General features: G+C 66.7%; 14 protein-coding genes. All 14 read right to left on the bottom strand.

Annotated features, from left to right (window positions below; all coding sequences use genetic code 11):
* Window positions 1-53: 53 nt before the first annotated feature.
* Window positions 54-1385, bottom strand: coding sequence for a DUF2252 family protein (locus KY501_RS05250; RefSeq protein WP_224361411.1), 1332 nt, complete (start codon window positions 1383-1385; stop codon window positions 54-56).
* A gap of 177 nt (window positions 1386-1562) precedes the next feature.
* Complete coding sequence (locus KY501_RS05245; RefSeq protein WP_224361410.1) at window positions 1563-2909, bottom strand: beta-helix domain-containing protein; 1347 nt, start codon at window positions 2907-2909, stop codon at window positions 1563-1565.
* Between the two features lie 42 nt (window positions 2910-2951).
* Window positions 2952-5666 (bottom strand): TonB-dependent receptor domain-containing protein, encoded by a 2715-nt coding sequence (locus tag KY501_RS05240; RefSeq protein ID WP_224361409.1) that lies wholly within the window; start codon window positions 5664-5666, stop codon window positions 2952-2954.
* Between the two features lie 275 nt (window positions 5667-5941).
* On the bottom strand, window positions 5942-7792 hold the full coding sequence (locus KY501_RS05235; protein WP_224361408.1) for a type VI secretion system Vgr family protein: 1851 nt from the start codon (window positions 7790-7792) through the stop codon (window positions 5942-5944).
* Window positions 7789-8808 (bottom strand): type VI secretion system baseplate subunit TssG, encoded by a 1020-nt coding sequence (tssG, locus tag KY501_RS05230; RefSeq protein ID WP_224361407.1) that lies wholly within the window; start codon window positions 8806-8808, stop codon window positions 7789-7791. Before tssG ends, KY501_RS05235 begins: the two co-directional genes overlap by 4 nt.
* The gene (gene tssF, locus KY501_RS05225) at window positions 8763-10580 is read right to left on the bottom strand and encodes a type VI secretion system baseplate subunit TssF (protein ID WP_224361406.1); all 1818 of its coding nucleotides are present in this window, start codon (window positions 10578-10580) and stop codon (window positions 8763-8765) included. Before tssF ends, tssG begins: the two co-directional genes overlap by 46 nt.
* A gap of 16 nt (window positions 10581-10596) precedes the next feature.
* Window positions 10597-11055, bottom strand: coding sequence for an Hcp family type VI secretion system effector (locus tag KY501_RS05220; protein ID WP_224361405.1), 459 nt, complete (start codon window positions 11053-11055; stop codon window positions 10597-10599).
* A 50-nt stretch (window positions 11056-11105) separates the two neighbouring features.
* Complete coding sequence (tssC, locus tag KY501_RS05215; protein ID WP_224361404.1) at window positions 11106-12602, bottom strand: type VI secretion system contractile sheath large subunit; 1497 nt, start codon at window positions 12600-12602, stop codon at window positions 11106-11108.
* Window positions 12603-12652: 50 nt separating this feature from the next.
* Window positions 12653-13162: a type VI secretion system contractile sheath small subunit gene (gene tssB, locus KY501_RS05210; protein WP_224361403.1), complete on the bottom strand. Its 510-nt coding sequence runs from the start codon at window positions 13160-13162 to the stop codon at window positions 12653-12655.
* 86 nt (window positions 13163-13248) lie between these two features.
* Window positions 13249-13824 carry a hypothetical protein gene (locus tag KY501_RS05205; protein WP_224361402.1) on the bottom strand — a complete coding sequence of 192 codons (576 nt, stop codon included), beginning with the start codon at window positions 13822-13824 and terminating at the stop codon, window positions 13249-13251.
* The gene (gene tssE, locus KY501_RS05200; RefSeq protein ID WP_255635875.1) at window positions 13821-14255 is read right to left on the bottom strand and encodes a type VI secretion system baseplate subunit TssE; all 435 of its coding nucleotides are present in this window, start codon (window positions 14253-14255) and stop codon (window positions 13821-13823) included. Before tssE ends, KY501_RS05205 begins: the two co-directional genes overlap by 4 nt.
* A gap of 64 nt (window positions 14256-14319) precedes the next feature.
* Complete coding sequence (gene tssA / locus KY501_RS05195) at window positions 14320-15420, bottom strand: type VI secretion system protein TssA (RefSeq protein ID WP_224361400.1); 1101 nt, start codon at window positions 15418-15420, stop codon at window positions 14320-14322.
* Window positions 15421-15422: 2 nt separating this feature from the next.
* Complete coding sequence (locus KY501_RS05190; RefSeq protein ID WP_224361399.1) at window positions 15423-16724, bottom strand: type VI secretion system protein; 1302 nt, start codon at window positions 16722-16724, stop codon at window positions 15423-15425.
* Window positions 16721-17509 (bottom strand): DotU family type IV/VI secretion system protein, encoded by a 789-nt coding sequence (locus tag KY501_RS05185; protein WP_224361398.1) that lies wholly within the window; start codon window positions 17507-17509, stop codon window positions 16721-16723. The genes KY501_RS05190 and KY501_RS05185 overlap by 4 nt, the downstream gene beginning before the upstream one ends.

Here is a 17509-nt window from a genome sequence, read left to right as displayed (position 1 = left end):
TTATGGAGGCAGTGGGGTGGAGTTGTGAGGGAGCGAGGAGGCCTGGGGTTGGCTCACGGCGACTCAGGGCTCTTGGCGCGAAACGCCTGCCAGTCTGCCTGGGTCTGTGTCGCGTAGCTCTGAGCGAAGGTGGCCAGCTGTCGCGTCGCCTGCTGGGCGTCGTCTCCCACCCACTTTTCGAGCAGGGCCACCTGCTGGGGGGTGGCGCCATGGGCTCGTGCGAGCACTCGCGCAGCCTGCTCGAAGGCGGAGGCCAACTCCTTCTTCCCGTTGAGGGCATCATCTGCCAGCTTCGCCTTCTCGGGCTCTACTTCGCGCACGAGGAAGGCCCGGCCGCCCATTCGGGTGGCGCCCGTGAGCGGACTGGCAAACCCCCCGAGTTGCTTCTGCGCGTCTACCGCTGCGGATCCATTGGCGGGCACAGGCGGCTCCGCGATGCTGGGAGCCAGCAACTCCTTCAGCTCCAGCAGCACGGGAGGATCCTTCGGCCGGGCCGCCTCGACGAGTACGTAATAGCGCCCCAGCCCGTAGCTGCTGCCACCAGCATCCAGCCGTTGTGCCTGATCCAGCACCTTCAGTGGCCGAGCCACCGCCTGCGTGCCTCGCAGGCCTGCTTCATACGTCTCGAGCGCCGCCTTGAGATCCTTGCGAACCGAGGAAGGCACGGGCCGCAGTGTGTCCGTCTTCCGGAAGTGAGGCCCCTCCTTCTCATCGAGCCGGACGTACTTCTCCAGCAGCTTCTCGGACGAGGCGTCCCGCGCTTCGCCGATGAGGTCATCCACCTTGCCTTGGGCCTCCTTCTTCGTGAGGAAGGCGCCAGGGGAGGAGCCCTTCTCCGCCAGCCGATCGAGCTCACCGAAGTAGGCCTTTCCGAGCACCGAGACGAGTTCCGTTTGCTCCTTGGCGCTCAGTCCGGCCTCACGGGCCATGAGCACCGCGCTGGTGGCCAGCCGCGTCAGGTCCGCTTCGGGCGAGCCCAGCCCGGCCTGGTCGAAGTCATTGAGCCCCCACACCGTGCTGCCGTCAGGGCCCCGCAGGGTGCCGAAGTTCTGGATGTGGGTATCTCCTCCCACCAGGATGCGAGGGGCCGGGCGGTCCAGCAGCTGGGAGGCGGAGGCGTAGGGGCCGCGCAGGTCGTCGTGGAACAGGGCCGGCATCATCCGGAAGAAGGCCGAGACGTTCTCGCGCATGAGCGTCTCCTTCTCGCGCAGACGCTCCGGAGGCAGATCGAGCCGGGCCTCGAAGGAGGCGATGAAATTCACCGCTTGTTCAGGCGCTCGTTGCAGCCCCGAGGGGACGCGCTGGCGCTCGCTGGGAGAGATGGCAGGAGCGCTGCGAAGCCTCGCGTCGCGGGCAGGAGGGGTGAGGCTGGGGCGGAGACGCATGGTGGCGATCCTGCAACGCGCTCGGACGTGTCTGAGTTGAACACTGCGTGACAGTTCTTCTTTGAGGAAGAGAGGGCGTCACGCTGGTGTGACAATCCGCGCGCCGCCGCATGCTCCGGAACCCGTGGCCGACATGGCCGGAGCACGCGGCATCCCCGCGCCCAATGCGTCAGTGCCTCAGCTCTCCGGGAAGGCCGTCCAACCGTCCAGCCAGTTGACGTCGCCCACCGCGCCCCGGAAGGTCGCGCTGGTGTCGAAGAAGCCATCCCCAGGCGGCGTGCCGCCCACGAGGCTCGCGTCAGGCTTGAAGCTCGGCGCAGTGCCAGCCTTGTAGACGGCCTTGCTCAGCTTCGGATCCGCCATGGTGTTGCTGGCCTCGGCGTCCGGGCCGAACTTCGCCCACTCGCTGAAGTCGCTGCCGTCGGTGGCGGCGGACTTCACGAAGAAGTTGGTCGCGTCGTAAGCCACCTTGGTGGACCAGAAGGTGGTGTTCTTCACCGTGATGTTGCCCGAGTTGGCCTGCGCGATGGACTCGGACGCGGAGACGTCCAGGGCGAAGTCGTTGAAGTAGGCGACGATGCCGTTGTTGATGCTGCCCGCGGTGCCCGCGCGGAGGATGATCCCGCCCTGGGTCTGCGCCGCGTTGCCCTTGGGCTGATCCGAGCCCACGAGCGTCAGGTTCCACACCGTGGGGTTCGAGCGAGGCGTCGCGTTCGGAGAGGCCGCGCTGTTGTCCGCCTCGATGCCGTTATTGCCCACCAGCCGGTTCTGCTGGATCACCACGAACTGTGCCTTGCCCGTCCACCCCTGATCCCAGTCCAGGCCGTCATCGTCCGGCAGGGTGATGACGACGTGCTTGATGTTCACCGTCCCGCCAAACACCTCGACCCCGTCGTCCAGGCCCCGGTGGACCTGCACGTAGTCGATGGTCGTCGCGGTGCCGCAGCCACCCATCGTCAGGCCGTTCAGCTCGTTGTTGCCGCCCAGCCGGAAGCCAGCGAACTCGATGCGGGTGTACTTGATGGTGCCGCAGTTGTGCGCGGCGTCACTACCGCCGTATTGGGTGTCCGCGCTCTCCGGGTAGCCCTCGATGTTGTCCACGCCGCCCTGCACGTTGATGGGCGCCTTGCCCAGCAGAACGACGCCACCCCAGTTGCCCGCCTGGCGCGAGCCCGTGTCGACCACGCTGGTGAACACGATGGGCGCCGCCGCCGTGCCCTGCGCGTCGATCTTCGCGGAGGTGGTGATGGCCAGCGAGGTGTTGTAGCTGCCCTTGATGACCGTGCCCGCCTCGATCTTCAGCGTCGCGTCCTTCACGAACACATTCGCCTTGAGCAGGTAGGTGTGGTCCTTCGTCCAGGTGGTGTCGGAGGTGATGTTCTGGGAGACCTCACAGACATCCTGGCCCGCCTCGCACTTGTCGACGGTGGGAGGGGTGGGAGTCTCGTCCTTCTTCTCGTCATCGCCACAGGCAGCGAGCGCCGACAGCGCGCACACACAGGCCCAGATCCGCATCGATCTCATGATTGCTCCATTGGGTCGGGAATACTGCGGGGTGAAAGGGGCTCAGAACGGCGTCCACTCCATCTGCGCCGTGACGGTGACGCCCGGGTGGTAGTGGAACACTTCCTCGTCCATCTGCTGGAAGACGGTGGATTGGTTGAGCAGGTTGGCACCCGTCAGCTTCAGGCGAAGCTTCGACGAGAGCTTCTGGGTGAGTGACACGTCCACTCGGTGGAACGGCTGCTCGTAGGTGTCCGGCAGCCGGTTGAAACCCACCTCGGAGATCCGTCGGCCGAAGACGTTGTAGAGCAGAGAGAGCTCGGTGCCCCAGCCGTCCTGCGTATAGGTGACGTTCACGTTGGCCACGTAGGGGGATTGGCCCTGCAGCGGGCGGCGCTGGCTGGTGCTGACCTGTTGCTGGCTGCCCAGGCTCACGCGTGAGGAGATGAGGCTCAGGTTGGCGCCCACGCGCAGGGGGCTCAGCGCCTGGCTCAGGCGGCCCAGTGAGGCCCGCCCCTCCAACTCGAACCCCAGCGCATCCGCCCGCTCCGCGTTCCGGTAGCCCAGGTCGCCCTGGTTGGAGCTCACCACCACCTGCTCGATGGGATCCAGGAAGCGCTTGTAGAAGCCGCCCACGGAGAAGACCTCGTACTCGGTGGGGAACCACTCCCACCGAAGGTCCACATTGTGGATGCGCGAGGAGACCAGGTCCGGGTTCCCGCTCACGCTGCGGCGGCGGATGGCGTCGTAATAAAGGAAGGGGGCGACCTCCCGGAACTGGGGCCGCGCCACCGTGAAGCTGTAGCCGGTGCGAAGGTTCGCCTTCTCCGTCAGTGCGAAGACCGCGTTCATCGCGGGCAGCGGGTTGACGGTGGAGCGATCCGTGGACGCAGGCGGCTGCCCGTGGGCGAAGGGGCTGCCGGACTCCAGCTTCTGCGAGAAGGCCTCCAGCCTCACCCCCGCCGTTACGCGCAGGCGATTGGACAGCGGCATCTCCGCGTCCACGAAGCCGGCATAGAGAGCCTGCTGCCCATCGTAGCGGTCGGTGAGGAAGGTGCGCTCCTCGGCGAGGAACGCGGGGCCGATGTTCTCCGGCGAGAGCATCTCCTCTGCGGGCAGCCCCAGCAGGGCTGGGTCGTCACCGACAAACAGGAAGGCGAAGCGTCGAGCATCGAAGGAGCGCTTGGACAGCTGCGCCGCGCCGCCTACTTTGAACTCCAGCGGCCCCGCGGCGAAGCTCAAGGATGCGGTGGCGCCACCGCTGGTGTCCTCCAGGTGGGAGAAGAAGCGCTCCCCGCTGTTGGCCGCCTGGCGGAAGCGCCGCACCCCCTCATCCACCAGGTACAACAGGTCTCGGGTGTCGGGTTCCTCGGCGTTCGTCACGGACACGTTGCCCTGCCAGCGCAGCACGGTGGCGCCGTCCGAGCCGAAGCGGTGCGTGCCCCGAAGTTGGTTGAAGCTCAACATCCGCTCGGAGAACTTCAAGCGCGTGGAGTCGAACAAGGCGCCATCCGTGTCGGAGCTCCCTTGCAGCCACTGCGCGGAGTCCTCCGCCGAGCGGCTGAAGAGCGCCAGCACGCTCACATCGTTCATGGGATCCAGCTGGTAGCCGGCGTTGAACAGCGCTCCCATGTTCGTGCTCGTGGCGCCGTACTCGGAGCTGTATTGATCCTTGAGGTGCAGCTCCTCGCCGTCGATGCGGAACGTCTGGACGTCGGCGTTGGTCGACGAGGCACCCCGGGAGAACGTCGCGCTGGCGAGGTAGCCGAAGGCGCGTCCCTGGCTCCACTGGTGGGTGTTGCCCACGGACACGTTCAGGCTGCCGTTGGGCAGACCCCCGGTCTTGTTGCTGCTCCAGACGTTGTTGAAGCTCTCGCTCACCTTCTCGGCCTGGGGATCGCTCAGGGTGAGCGGCCTGTCGCTGGGGACGCTGTTGGGCAGCCCGCGACTGCCGTCGTCGATGCCCAGCAGGTCCAGGCTCCCGCCCTCATAGCTGCGGCGCGAGTGGAAGGTGGACTGGCTGTTGGCTCCCAGGGACAGTTTGATGTGAGCCTGGAACTCCGCGGGATAGGAGTTGGTTTCGATGCCGAGCACACCGCCCGCGAAGGCGCCGCCCAGCTCCGGCGAATAGGTCTTCTGCACCGTCAGCGTGGACAGGAGCGAGTTGGGGAACAGATCGAGCGGCGCCTGGTGCCCATCCGGGTCCGTGCTGGGGAGTGCCACCCCATTGACGGTGGTGGCGGCATAGCGCCCGCCCAGGCCACGCAGGTAGACGTTGCGGCCCACCACCGTGGCGGAAGTCACGCGCTTGACCGCGTCCCCCGCATTCGAATCTGGCGAGCGGGAGATCTGCTCGCTGCCGATCGAGTCCTGCACGGTGTTCGCCATCTTCCGCTGGAGCAGCAGGCCGCTCTCACTCTTGGTGTCCACCTTGCCGATGACCACCACCTCTTCGACGAACGAGCCCTCCACCGGCTTGAGCGCGAGATCGCGCTGCACGAAGCCCTGGGCGATCTTCACGCCCTTCACGTCCACGCCCTCGTACTGGTCGCACCAGAAGCGCACGTCATACGTGCCTGGCGGCAGCGGCAGCTCGTAGTTCCCCTCCAGGTCCGTTTCGACCAGCGTGTTGCCGCCGGCGATCACCGTCACCGGGCACACCAGCAGCGGCTCACCCGTCTTGGCGTCCTTGAGGTGCCCGCGAAGGCCCGAGGACTCCTGAGCCAGGGCAGTGCTGCTGACCGCGATGAGAACCGAAACCAGCGTGGAGCGACCCATGAGCCCTCGATCCGAGTGAGAGGGAGGAGCAGACGGGTCGTCTCTTTACGCGCCAATTTTGGCGATTCTGTCACTCTTTGTTGGAGGTGAAGGAGAGGTCTTGTAACGGCTGTGCTTCAAACGCGTCGTCATCCTCCACGACAGGGTTGCCGTCAGATCTTCACCCAGGCTTCACGGCGAGCCCGCGCGAATCTCGAAAGGATTGCTCGCAGGAGAGGCGTGGTTCCTCTCTCCTTTGGGGGCTCCGCGTCTGTCGGGGGATGGACGCGGAGCCTTTATCCCGTGGGCGGCATGGGCGGGAGCGGCGGCCCCGCCATCGGGAGCATGATCATCGGCCCCTGGATGATGAGGGGTGTCGCCTTGAGCGCGTGCATGAGCTTGACGTTGCTCATCATCGTCTGGGCGTCGACCATCATCATGAGGTCGGACTTGTGCCGAAGCAGCGTCCCCGCCGAACTCTCCAGGATGAGCCCCGCCTTCTGGGTGAGATTCATCCGCGCGGAGCTCTTCAGGGACATTCCCGCCTTCTGGGTGAAGTTCCTCCCAGCCTGGATGTTGATGGATCCCCGCACGTCCAGGGTGAGGTTGCCCTGTACCCGGAGCGTGTAGTTGCCCTGGATCTCCGTCTTGCTGTTGCGCTCCACGGAGACCTTCATGTCCCGGCGGGCGTGCAGGTAGAGCTCCTCCGCGCCCTTCTTGTCCTCGAAGCGCAGCTCATTGGGTTCTCCCGCGCCCGAGGCATCGCCGCGCAGGGTGCTCCGGGTCTGCGAGGCGGGCAGTGCGTAGGGCACCTTCTGCTCGGCGTTGTAGACGGAGCCGGTGATGATGGGCCGATCCGGATCTCCATCCAGGAAGGTGACGAGCACCTCCTGGCCCACGTGGGGCAGGAAGAAGTTCCCCCAGCCCTTGCCAGCCTGGCTCTGTGCCACCCGGATCCAGCACGAGCTGCGCTCATCCTTCTGGCCCTGGCGATCCCAGTGGAATTGAACCTTCACCCTGCCGAACTCATCCGTCCAGATCTCCTCGCCTTGCTTGCCCACCACCCGCGCGCTCTGCACGCCGTTGGCTACCGGCCGGGGCGTCACCCGGGGCGGACGGAAGGGCGTGGCCGTGGGGAAGGCTTCGAAGCTGTTGGTGTACCCCTCCACCGTGGCCGAGTGCGACACCCAGCGCAGCACGTACTCCGCGTTGATGTCCGAGCGCTCGTGCTCGGCGAGGGTGAAGCGGTAGCCGGGAATGAACCAGCGCACGTGGCTCTGGCCGCGCAGCTTCCGCGAGAGCGCCTCGTGGGCCTCCAGGCGGATGCGGCCGCGCTGCTCGCCCTGATCCTGGCGGGTGAAGGCCCCGGGATACTCGTACTGCTCGAGGCGTGGCTCCGGGCCACTCACTCGCGCCTGGAGTCGCGTCGACGGCGTCTCGAAGAAGTAGTCCCCCAGGGCATAGCGTCCAGGCACCACCTGCTGCTCCAACTCGCACCCGGTGACGGCATCCTCCGTCCTCGCCGCGTCCTGATGCCCCTGCACCCGAGCCACCCCTGGCCCTGGGCAGGGAACATGCGCCGCCGCGTCGTCCGCCAGCACCAGCGTGTGCCGGTCCTTCGTGTGCTCGAAGAAGTAGAAGATGCCCTCGTCCTCCATGAGCCGGGAGGCGAAGTCGAAGGCGGACTCCTGATGCTGCACGCAATACTCGCGCGGCGTGTAGCTGCGCCGCAGCGCCAGACGGAAGTCGGTGAAGCCCAGATCCCGGAAGAGCTGTTCGAGGATTTGCGGCACCGTCTGGCTCTGGAAGATGCGGCTGTCGCGGGTGAGGGTGAGCAGCCACAGCCAGGGGCGCAGCTCGGCGATGTACCGGGTGAAGTCCCCAAAGGTGCCGGCCTGGACGAAGCGGGTGATGACGCCGTGGAAGCACCGCTCGCTGCCGTCTCTCTGGGCCAGGGAGATGGCGGCGCCCTTGCCCACCACCCGCGAGAAGTCCACGTCGAGCCGCTCGGAGTGCAGCTCCAGCGTGAAGTGGAAGGGCTGGGAGAGGGCCTCCTCGCCCTGGAAGCCGTGCAGCAGCAGCACGTCCTTGCCCAGGGGCGTGGTGACAGAGAGGTAGACCTGGTCCTGCGTGAATCCCGATCTCATGTTCCCTCCTGTGTCGCGGACATGTGACGGGGCGAGAGCGCCACCGCCTGTGTTCCCTGGCGGCCGGGCCTGGCGCTGAGCCAGGACGTCCACCCCAGGCGGGAGCCGCTCGAAGCGCCCAGGGGTTGCTCGGGGATCTCAGAGGTGCGCACGGACAGCACCAGGCTCACCTCCGGACTCGGGCCTATCGCGAAGCGCGTGAGCGAGCGCAAGGTGCCCAGTCCTCGGCCTCCGGGCAGCAGGTCCACATAACGGCGCCAGGAGAGCGGGCCCAGCTCCAACTCCACTCCTGCCTGCTCCAGCCATGCGCGCGTGCCGAGCACCGCGCCTCGGCCGAGTCGCTGGTTGCGTCCCGTGAGGCCCACGTGCGTCCTCTGATCGTCTTCGAGCTTCAGCCAGGCACCTCGTGGCGCCCGCGGCTTCACGCCCACTCCCAGCGCGTCCGAGAGCAGGGCCCGCAGCGCCTCCAGGGACACGGGCCGATGGGCGAGCAGTCCCGCGTATCGCAGCAGCACTCGATCCTCTACCTCCAACCGTCCGCGCGTGCCCCGCGTTCCCAGACCCATCCAGGCGTACAGGTAACGGGCCACGGCGTGGGAGTCGGGCGGGCCCGGCTCCAGCCACGCGCGGCGCCGTACACGCCCCTGGTAGAGCAGGGAGAGCAGCCGGTGGTGGAAGATGTCAAGGAAGTCGCGCAGCCCCGTGTCACCGGCGCGAGTCCGATCCCGGAGCTGTTGCGCGAAAGGCCTCGGCAGCGGTCCCTGCACCCCACCCAACCCGAGGAAGGCCGCAGTCAGCTCCGGGGCCTCTCCGGGTCTCGTGGGCGGCTTCACCTGGACGATGTCGCTGGGGGGAAAGGCCATGTCCCCCGAGGCGCGCAGCCGCACCGGCTCCCGAGGATGGAGCAGGCGCAGCAGGCGCATCGCCTGGAAGAAGTCGAACCGGTGGCCGGACTCGAAGAGCTGTTGCGCTACACCAGCGGAGCGTCGCCGGCCATGGGGGGCCATCGCTTCCATATATCCTCCCGCTGCTCGCTCCTCGCGACGAGCTGGGTGAAGGAATCCACCGGGGCGTACAGGCCAAGGAAGTGGTGGAGCACCGCCGCGAGCAGCAGCGCACTGCCGCCCACGTAGAGGGACTCATCGAAGGTGAGGGTGATTTCCAGGCCACGGCAGAAGCCGCGCCACGCGTCCCAGCCGCGTTGACGGACCACCGGGCGGCATTCCAGCCCCGTCAGCCCCTGGAGCTGTTGTTCGCACGCCTGACCTCCGGAGACGTCATGCAGCCGCAACAGCTCCTCGAGCGCCTCCAGCGCCTGGGGACCGCTGGTGAGAGAGAGGTGGTTCAGCGACAGCAACGAGACGAGCTGCCAGAGCATGGGGCCACGGTCCGGAGGCGTGCGTGGCGGAGTGGGGCGGCGCAGGCAGCGGATGGCGCCCACGGGGACGCGTTCCTCCACCTGGAGCACCGCGCCAGGACCGAGCTGCACGGGCAGCTCTCCATTGGTGCACAGCGTGTGTACCTGCAGTGTCTGCTCCGCGGGCAGATGGGGATCCAGCTCCAGGTCCACGAAGGACAGCAGCACATGCGAGCCAGGCCCCAGCGCGCGGCCGGTGGGTTGGCGCCGTGCGTACCAGAAGGCGCGAGGCTCCTCGCCGCTCTCCGGGTGGCGCCAGGAGAAGAGGGGCTCCACGGCCCGCGTGTGCCCGGCTTCATCCGTGGCGGCCGTGACGGAGAGGACGGAGTGAAGCTCCAGCTCCTGTTGACGGCGGTAGTCCGGCACCACCGGATACTCGGTGCGGCGCTGATCCAACCGGATGGGCTCGGCCAGCTTGGGGAAGAGGTTGACGATGGGTGTGCAGCCCAGCCGGAACGTCTCGGGCGTGAGCGAGAGGCCTTCCGGGGGGACGCCATCCAGCAGCACGAAAACCTCGAGCGCCTGCTGGGAGGCCTGGACGCATGCACGCTCCAGCGCCAGCTCGAAGAAGAGGAACTTCTCGGGAAAGGCGAAGTACTCCTGCAGGAGCCGATAGCCGCGGTGCACGTGGGGAAGAGAGGGGAGCACGGCCTCTTCGGGATCGAAGCCGAGCTGCCGCAGGCTGTCCGCTGGTTGGAAGCGGGGCTCGTCCGGCGAGCCGTCCGGCACGAGCGCCACGCTTCGGGCATGGCAGGTGAGCAGTTCATAGAGGCGGAAGGCCACCTCGGGTGGTCCGTCGAGGAAGAACTGGAGCTGCTCCAACTGCAGATCCGCCAGCCGGGCCTCGCGGGCCTCCAGCCGGATCCGCAGCACGGCGGACACATCCCGCCGCGAGCGCAGCCAGCTGAAGGACAGCGGGGACTCCAGGCTCGCGTCCACCACTCGCAGCGGCCAGAGCGTCACCGGAGCGCAGGTGCGGAAGCGGCAGGTCTGTCCCGGGCGTGGCTCGGCCAGCAGCTGCGTACCGCGCTCGATGCGATGGCCGGCCAGGGGCAGACCCGCCGCCGTGTCCACCTCGAAGCAAGCGATGGACAGTGAGGGCAGCGGCTCCACCAGATGGGGGGCCAGCAGGCCCAACAGCGTGGTGGACAGCTCTGGCAGATCACTGTCAAAGGCATGCTGGACACGGGCCGTGAGGAAGGCGAACGCCTCGATGAGGCGCTCCACGTGGGGATCGCCCACCTCACTGGCCCCCAGCCGGAGCCTCGCCGCCAGCTTGGGATAGCTGGCCGCGAACTCCGCGCCCGCCCCGCGCAGCCACGCCAGCTCTCGCTGGTAGGCCTGGAGCAACTCGTCCTGTTGGGTCCCCATCGCTCTGCCTCCTGGCTCAGGCCGACTTGTTGGTCTTGCGATCCCACTTGGTCGAGTTGCTCTCACCCTCCTTCCAAGTGATGGTGGCGTAGTCGATCCCGACCGTCTCGACGGGGTCTCCCTTGCCTCCGGCCGAGACGGAGACCGACGTGATGACGACGTCTGTCATTTCATAGGTGAAGATCTTGCTGTCCTCGCTTCCGGCGACAGTGAGGGTCGCCGTGCCCACGCTCTCTCCCTTGCTGCAGGACAGATAGAGATTGGGAGAGGCTTTATCCACCAGCTTGGTGATCTGGAGTTCTCCATGATTGGGCCGTCCCTGCCGCTTGACCTCTCCGTCGTTGGAGCGCTCGTTGAGGGTCATGGGGAAGGAGATGCTGTAACGGTAGGAGAGGACCTCGATCTGGCCCGTATAGCTCTGTACCTTCGAACTGCCCTGAGCCTTGGAAATCTTCAGGTAGATGCTTTCTGGCATGGCTGTCTATACCTTGTGTGAGGATGTATCGTTTGCGCGCCTGAGCTCACTCAGGCAGCAGGTTGGGGCAACTCGGCCACGAGTCGGATGGAGGCGGTCAGCTCGTTGAGCTGGAAGTGGGGCCGCAGGAACACCACCGCCCGGTAGGTGCCGGGGCGGCCCGGCACGTCGACGACGTCCACCCGCGCCTCGCGCAGCGGCTGGCGGGCCTTGATGGAGAAGGAGGCGTTCTCGTTCGTCTGCACGTACTGGCTGATCCACCGGTTGAGGAACTCGGAGATCTCCTGGCGGGAGGCGAAGCCGCCCACCTTGTCGCGCATGATGACCTTCAGGTAGTGGGCGAAGCGCGACGAGGAGAGGATGTACGGCAACTGTGAGGACAGCTCCGCGTTGGCGTTGGCCTGGGGCGTGTCATAGCGGCGGGGCTTGTTCGCCGTCTGCGCTCCGAAGAAGGCCGCGTAGTCGGTGCCCTTGCTGTGGCAGAGGGCGATGAAGCCCAGATCGCTCAGCTCCTTCTCACGCCGGTCCGTGATGGCCACCTCCGTGGGGCACTTCTGGGCGATGTCTCCCTCGTCCGTGCGGAAGGTATGGGTGGGCAGTCCCTGGACGATGCCTCCGCCCTCCACCCCGCGGATGTTGGCGCACCACTGGTACCGCGCGAAGGCAGCGGTGATGCGCAGGCCCATGGCGTACGCCGCGTTGCCCCACAGGTACTTGTGGTGATCGCGGCCGTCCACGTCTTCCTGGTAGCCGAAGCCCTCCACCGGAGTGGTGTCCTCGCCATAGGGCAGCCGCATGAGGATGTGGGGCAGCACCAGCCCCACGTAGCGCGCGTCCTCCGAGTCCCGGAAGCTGCGGTAGCGGATGAGCTCGGTGCTCTCGAAGGTACGCGCCAGGTCTCTCGGGGCGCCGATGTCCGTGAAGCTGTCCAGATCGAACAGGGAGGAGCTGGCCGCGGAGATGAAGGGCGCGTGAGCGGAGGCCGCCACGTGCGAGAGGCCCTCCAACAGCGCCACGTCCCGAGGGCTGCGGCCGAACTCGTAGTCCCCGATGAGGACACCGTAAGGCTGCCCGCCGAAGGTGCCGTACTCCTCCTCGTAGATCTTCTTGAAGAGGGCGCTCTGGTCGAACTCGGGCGCCCGCTCCAGGTCATCCAGCAGCTCCTTCTGGGTGGCGTGCAGCACCCGGAGCTTCAGGTTCGTCCCCGTCTCGGTGCCGTGGACCAGCAGGTGCAATCCTCGCCAGGAGGACTCCAGCCGCTGGAAGGGCTCGGCATGCAGCACCTCATCGAGCTGCGCCCCCAACAATTCATCGATGCGTGCGATGCGTTGCTGGATGAGCGCCACCAGATCCACCTCGGAGGAGGCGGCGTCCTGGTCGAGCGCCTGATCCACGAACTCACCCACCAGCTCCTGGGCGCGAAGCTGCTGGCTGGCTTCTCGTGCCATCCGGCCCTCTTCGATGATGCGCGTGAGCAACCCACGCTCCGGCTGCGCCACCGCCGTCTGCGTCTGTCGCTGCGCTTCCTGTGTGCCTTCCTCGATCATCTCGTCCTCCTTTTCGTGTCTGGGAATGGAATGTCAGGCTTCGGGTATGCTCAATGCTCGCGCGCCGCCTTCAGCTCGGACTCGAGCTCCTGGAGGCGCGCCTTGTCCGCCAACGTGGACCGCAGCAGCTCCGCCAGCGCGTCATTACCGTCCAGCTTGGCGAGCAGATCGACCAGCCGCTGGCGTGACTCCAGGAGCTTGCGCAAAGGCTCGATCTGCTCGACGAGCTGGCGCGGGTGGAACGAGTCGATGCTCTTGAAGCGCAGCTCCACGGGCATGCGACTGTCGTCGCCGCGGAGCTTGTCCGGCACCGACAGCCGCAGTTGCGGCCCGATGGCGGCCATCACCTCGTCGAAGTTGTCGCGATCGATCTCGACGAACTTGCGCTCCTTCAAGCGCGGAAGTTCCTTCTGCTGCCCGGCCAGATCCGCCAGGATTCCCACCACCAGCGGGAGTTCTTTCTTCTCCACCGCGTCACCGATCTCCACGTCGTAGGTGATCTGCACGCGCGGGGGCCGGACCCGGTCCAGGACGTGTTGAGTGCTTTCCTTTGCAGGCATGTCGTTCTTCCTTTGCAAGGGTGTATGGGTTTGACTGCGCACTGCTCGGGTGGAGAGGCACGCAGGAAGATGTGATGGGTGCCTGTTCAGGCAATCATCAGTCCATCCGGAGTACTTCCCCCCACGAAAGAGTGGTGGTCCATGAAGTGATAGATTGACAGCTTGGGCACACCACTCAAGACAGCCATGGCACCGCCGCTTTCGATATCCATCGCGGGGCCAGGGTTTGGACCTCTGAAATAGGCAATTCTCCAATCGAGAACAGCGGTTGCTATGTTTTCGATGAACTCCTTGAGCTTGAAGGTGCAGCCCGAGGGGAGCTGGTGGGTACCCAAGGTGAATGGCGCCGAGCGCGTCAGACAGGGAAGCTTGGTCAAGATGATGTCGACGATCCGGGGAGTGAAACCCGCTTCGTGCACGTAACCTTGCCAATTCCTGATCAGGATCTCCTCGGTGTGTCCCCCGATCTGACGTGTCGCGGTATGCGCCGAGTATTGAGTGACGATGCCTGGATGGAACGCCTCGGACCAGAGCGTCCACATGAACTGGTCATTCTCGTTCCACCGCATCAGCACCCCGACTTCGACGGGATTCTTCGATGCCTCGTAGATCAGCCGGTTGATCGCATTCATGAATTGTGGCGACATGTTGATATAGGTCATGAGATGTCCTTTTCTGTTTCCAACTCCACGAGCCTTCCGTTCCGTTCCAGCCGCATGGGAAGTGAGATGGGCTCGGTGACAGGGCCTTGCACCAGCCGGGCGGTGATCACCGCGATGGGAGTGCCTTCCTCCTCGGGCGGCAGTTGAACGGAGACCTGGATCTGCCGCAGGCGCGGCTCGTAGGCCTCGACGACGTGGGCGATGAGCCGCTCCAGGTACCGGGCCTCGGCGGCCGTCGAGCCGAGTGAGCGCAGATCCGGCAATCCGTAGTCCAGGGCCGAGCGCTCGTGCGGCTCGAGCGTGCCGGCCTGCTCCAGGGTCAGCGTGCAGCGGGTGCTCAGCGCGTGGGCCACTTCGCGTCTCACCGAGGCCCGAAGGTGGTCCTTGTCCAGCCAGGAGGAACTCTCTGGATCGACGAGCCTGTCCAACAAGGGAGCTGGAAATCCTTGCATCTGAGGGCTTCGTGCCATTTTACGACCTCACGAGGAGCGGGGTTCATTTCTTGTCTGACTTCATGCCGAGCAACGAGTGGAGCGCTTCAAGACTGGAGGCATTGGGGATGAGCTCCTCGAGGAGTTGATCGAGTGGCATCTGTCCCCAATGCACGGCGCGCTTGACCAGGTAGGCGACCGGGCTGTGAGGTTCGGTGCGTCGCAGGTACTCGGAGGCGAGGTTGAGCAGGCGGAAGGCGTCTTCACGGCTGCGGATGGCACGCGGGAGGTGTCCCAGGTTCGCGGGGCGGTCCGAGGGCTCCGTGTCCGGCGCGGTACCGGCCTCCTCACCTGGTTCCTCTTGCGAGGCGCTGCCGCGCAGCGTGGTGGCCAGCGCTTGGATGTCGTCGAGGCAGGAGCGGGCCCGGCGGACCAGGCCGCTGGCTTTTCCCAGCCGCGCATCGAGCTGCTGCTCCAGCGTGGAGCTGGCCGCGAGAGCGGCATCCACCTGTCGCGCGAGTGCGCCGAGGGCGGAGGCCGGCATCGAGGATGCGATGGCGAGAAAGGTTTCCCGGGTCAATGGGCCACGCTCGGCCGTGGCGGGATCCCCCTGATCGGCTGCACTCTCCGGGTCCCCTCCCTGCTTCTCCTGGTGGAGGATCCGCTGCCAGTCCGCGAAGCCATGGCTCGCGGCGTCGGGGCCCTGTGTCTGGACGAGAGGAAGCTGGCAGAGGACCGAGGGGAGCCTGTCATCGAGCCATGACAAGGGAGCGAGCCTGGCCTCCACGTCATCATCCTCGAGGGCTGGCCAGAGAGAGTCCCAGAAGTGCTCCACCAGGGCGGCGAGCAGCTGAAGTCCCCGCTCCACACCGGCGAAGCCCTGTTGGATCCCCCAGGCCTCCGTGAGCCAGGCGGCCAGCTGCAGGTCCTTCGTCTCGTGGGCAAGGGCCTGCTGGCAGATCTCACTCACCTGGGCCCAGTTGGCGCGCTTCAGCGTCGTCTGCCACACGCCCTGGGGCAGGGTGGCGTCATCCTCGCGGCGGGCCTCTCGGATCTGATCGTAGAGGGGCTCGTAGCGGAGACTGCGTCCCGAGGGCGCGTCGGGAGAGATGGGCCTCAGGAAGAGTTCGAGGCCCGAAGGAGGAGCAGGGAGGGCGTCGGCCATGGCTAGTGTCTCGAGGAAGGAGGTGGGGGCGCGTCATCGAAGGCCGCTGCGCCGGACCGAGCCGACGGCGGAGGCGGGGCATCGTCGAAGGAGGAGGCTCCCGACCGAGACGGGGCAGGCGGAGGGGCGTCGTCGAAGGTGAGGGCCGCTCTGGGCGCGGGACGGCGCCGAGCCGAAGCCTTCTTCGGCGATGGAGGTTCCTCGGGCCCGGGTGATGGCGGGCTCACCTCCGTGACAGGAGCAGGTGGGAGCGGGGCCGGCTCGGGAGCACGGCTCCACAGCCACCCGAGGGAGAGCGCTGCGAGCAACACACTGGCGGCGAATGCTCCCTGAAGGAGGCGGACACTCCTGCGGTTGCGCCGTGTGGCCTCGGCATCCGGGCTGGCCAGTCCGCTCTCGGGGAAGGCCTTGCGCTCCAGCAGGTGCGTGACGAAGGCCGGGGTGCGCGGATTTCCGGCAGGCCCGGCGACGCTTGCTGGCTCGGCGTCACCGCAGAAGTAGATGCCACGCAGCAGCGAGGGCTGGGTGAAGGCAGAGGGTTGGAAGAGGACGTCGAGCAGCTGCCGCACCGGCTGGGACAGGGCGCGCAGTTGGGACGGGAAGAGGAAGGCGGATTCGCGATCCGCCTGTTCGCCCTGCCCGTTCGCGAGCAGCTCGAGCTGCATTCCGCACAGCTCTTGGTGGATGGCCTGGAAGGATTCGTCCACCCACGTGGGCGAGTAGGGCTCCTGGGGTGAGTACGGGCTGGACCAGCCAAGCATCTCGTCCCGCCTGCGCGGCGGCAGGGTCCGGCAGAAGGCGGTGAAGCCGGGGATGACGTCCGAGTGGGTGAGGATGACGAAGACGGGGACGCGCACGCCCAGCTCTTGGCGAAGGGACTGCAACCGGGTGAAGAGCCTCTGCGCCATGCGCTCCAGGCTGACTTCATCCAATGCCGTGGGACCGATCAGGTGGGTGGCGGGCACGGTCAGCATGAGCCCATCGATGGGCCGCTGGCCGCGGATGCGCTTCAGCTCGCGGAGGATGGCCTGCCATTCCTCAGTGGGCTGTTCCGTCATGCCTGGCATGTCGAGCACGACGCCTTGATCGAAGAGCCAGACGCCCGAGCCGCCTGCCTCCAGCTCCTGCCGCGTGGGCGAGCCGTAGGGCCGGCGCAGGTTGGCGCCTGCCGCCAGCGAGGTACGTCCCGAGCCGGGCTCACCCACGAGCATCAGCCAGGGCACCTGGTAGCGGCGGTCACGGTGACGTCCGGTGGCGCCCAGCCGGTGCAGCGCCGTGTGGAGAGGAGAGGAAGGTGCGTTCATTTCCGTGTCTCCAGGAGCGAGGGGTTCATGACTGCGGCAGCGGGAGGAGGTGAGGAAGAGAGCGGGCGCAGCAGGAGGCCGGTGGAGAGGGCCCCAATGAGCACGGCGGCGATCGCGGCGGCCCACGGCCATCGGCGCGACAACCGCCGATCCATCCGCTCATCCCGGGTGTGGGCATACGCCTCGTCCACCAGGCGGCGAGCGGACGTGTCCGGATCAGGTGCCCGGTGGAAGACGAGCTGGAAGAGCTGGCGCTGAAGGTCCTGGAGCTGGGGCCCGGCTTCGAGCGCTCGGTACCGGCCCTCGAATCCGAGCGAGAGGGCCATCAAGTAGACGAGCGCGAGTTCGGCGCGAGCGGGGTCACGTTCACGCAGCAGCCGCTCTATTTCCGTGAAGATGCGATCCCCAGCTTCATGCGTACCGAAGAGTTCATCTTCCAGCAGGTTGCGCTGCCACGCCTCCCGGCCGTACCAGGACGTGTGGACGAGCAGCTCATCGGCGAAGGAGGTGAGCACATATCGGCACTCCTCCAGTTGGCGCTCGAGCAGCGAGCCTCGTGGAGCGCCCTCGGGGCCGGTCTGTTGCTGGATGCGTTCGCGCAGCCTGCGCCAGATCTCCTCGACGGTGGGGCCCGGCGGGGCCTTGGCGGCGAAGCGGCCAGGCATGGAGATGGCCTGGAGCTGGTGGCGCAGCTGGAGGATCTCCGCGAAGAGGATGCGTGTCCTCGCGAGCAGGGGAGAGGCTCCGACCGTCTCGGTGTCGGTGGGGTGGGTTGGATTTCGCAT

Origin of the sequence: Hyalangium versicolor (assembly GCF_020103695.1) — a bacterium.
In the GTDB taxonomy this organism is placed as follows: Bacteria; Myxococcota; Myxococcia; order Myxococcales; family Myxococcaceae; genus Hyalangium; species Hyalangium versicolor.
The sequence above is the reverse complement of the archived record's forward strand: the minus strand, read 5'-3'. Positions and strand labels throughout refer to the sequence as shown.

Bases quoted from the DNA above. Each gene is read 5' to 3' on its own strand.
- KY501_RS05190 (WP_224361399.1), bottom strand. From the start codon at position 16,724: ATGAACGCACCTTCCTCTCCTCTCCACACGGCGCTGCACCGGCTGGGC.
- KY501_RS05185 (WP_224361398.1), bottom strand. From the start codon at position 17,509: ATGCGAAATCCAACCCACCCCACCGACACCGAGACGGTCGGAGCCTCT.
- tssB (WP_224361403.1), bottom strand. From the start codon at position 13,162: ATGCCTGCAAAGGAAAGCACTCAACACGTCCTGGACCGGGTCCGGCCC.
- tssF (WP_224361406.1), bottom strand. From the start codon at position 10,580: ATGGGGACCCAACAGGACGAGTTGCTCCAGGCCTACCAGCGAGAGCTG.
- tssA (WP_224361400.1), bottom strand. From the start codon at position 15,420: ATGGCCGACGCCCTCCCTGCTCCTCCTTCGGGCCTCGAACTCTTCCTG.
- KY501_RS05205 (WP_224361402.1), bottom strand. From the start codon at position 13,824: ATGACCTATATCAACATGTCGCCACAATTCATGAATGCGATCAACCGG.
- KY501_RS05220 (WP_224361405.1), bottom strand. From the start codon at position 11,055: ATGCCAGAAAGCATCTACCTGAAGATTTCCAAGGCTCAGGGCAGTTCG.
- KY501_RS05235 (WP_224361408.1), bottom strand. From the start codon at position 7,792: ATGAGATCGGGATTCACGCAGGACCAGGTCTACCTCTCTGTCACCACG.
- KY501_RS05250 (WP_224361411.1), bottom strand. From the start codon at position 1,385: ATGCGTCTCCGCCCCAGCCTCACCCCTCCTGCCCGCGACGCGAGGCTT.
- tssC (WP_224361404.1), bottom strand. From the start codon at position 12,602: ATGATCGAGGAAGGCACACAGGAAGCGCAGCGACAGACGCAGACGGCG.
- KY501_RS05240 (WP_224361409.1), bottom strand. From the start codon at position 5,666: ATGGGTCGCTCCACGCTGGTTTCGGTTCTCATCGCGGTCAGCAGCACT.
- KY501_RS05245 (WP_224361410.1), bottom strand. From the start codon at position 2,909: ATGAGATCGATGCGGATCTGGGCCTGTGTGTGCGCGCTGTCGGCGCTC.
- tssG (WP_224361407.1), bottom strand. From the start codon at position 8,808: ATGGAAGCGATGGCCCCCCATGGCCGGCGACGCTCCGCTGGTGTAGCG.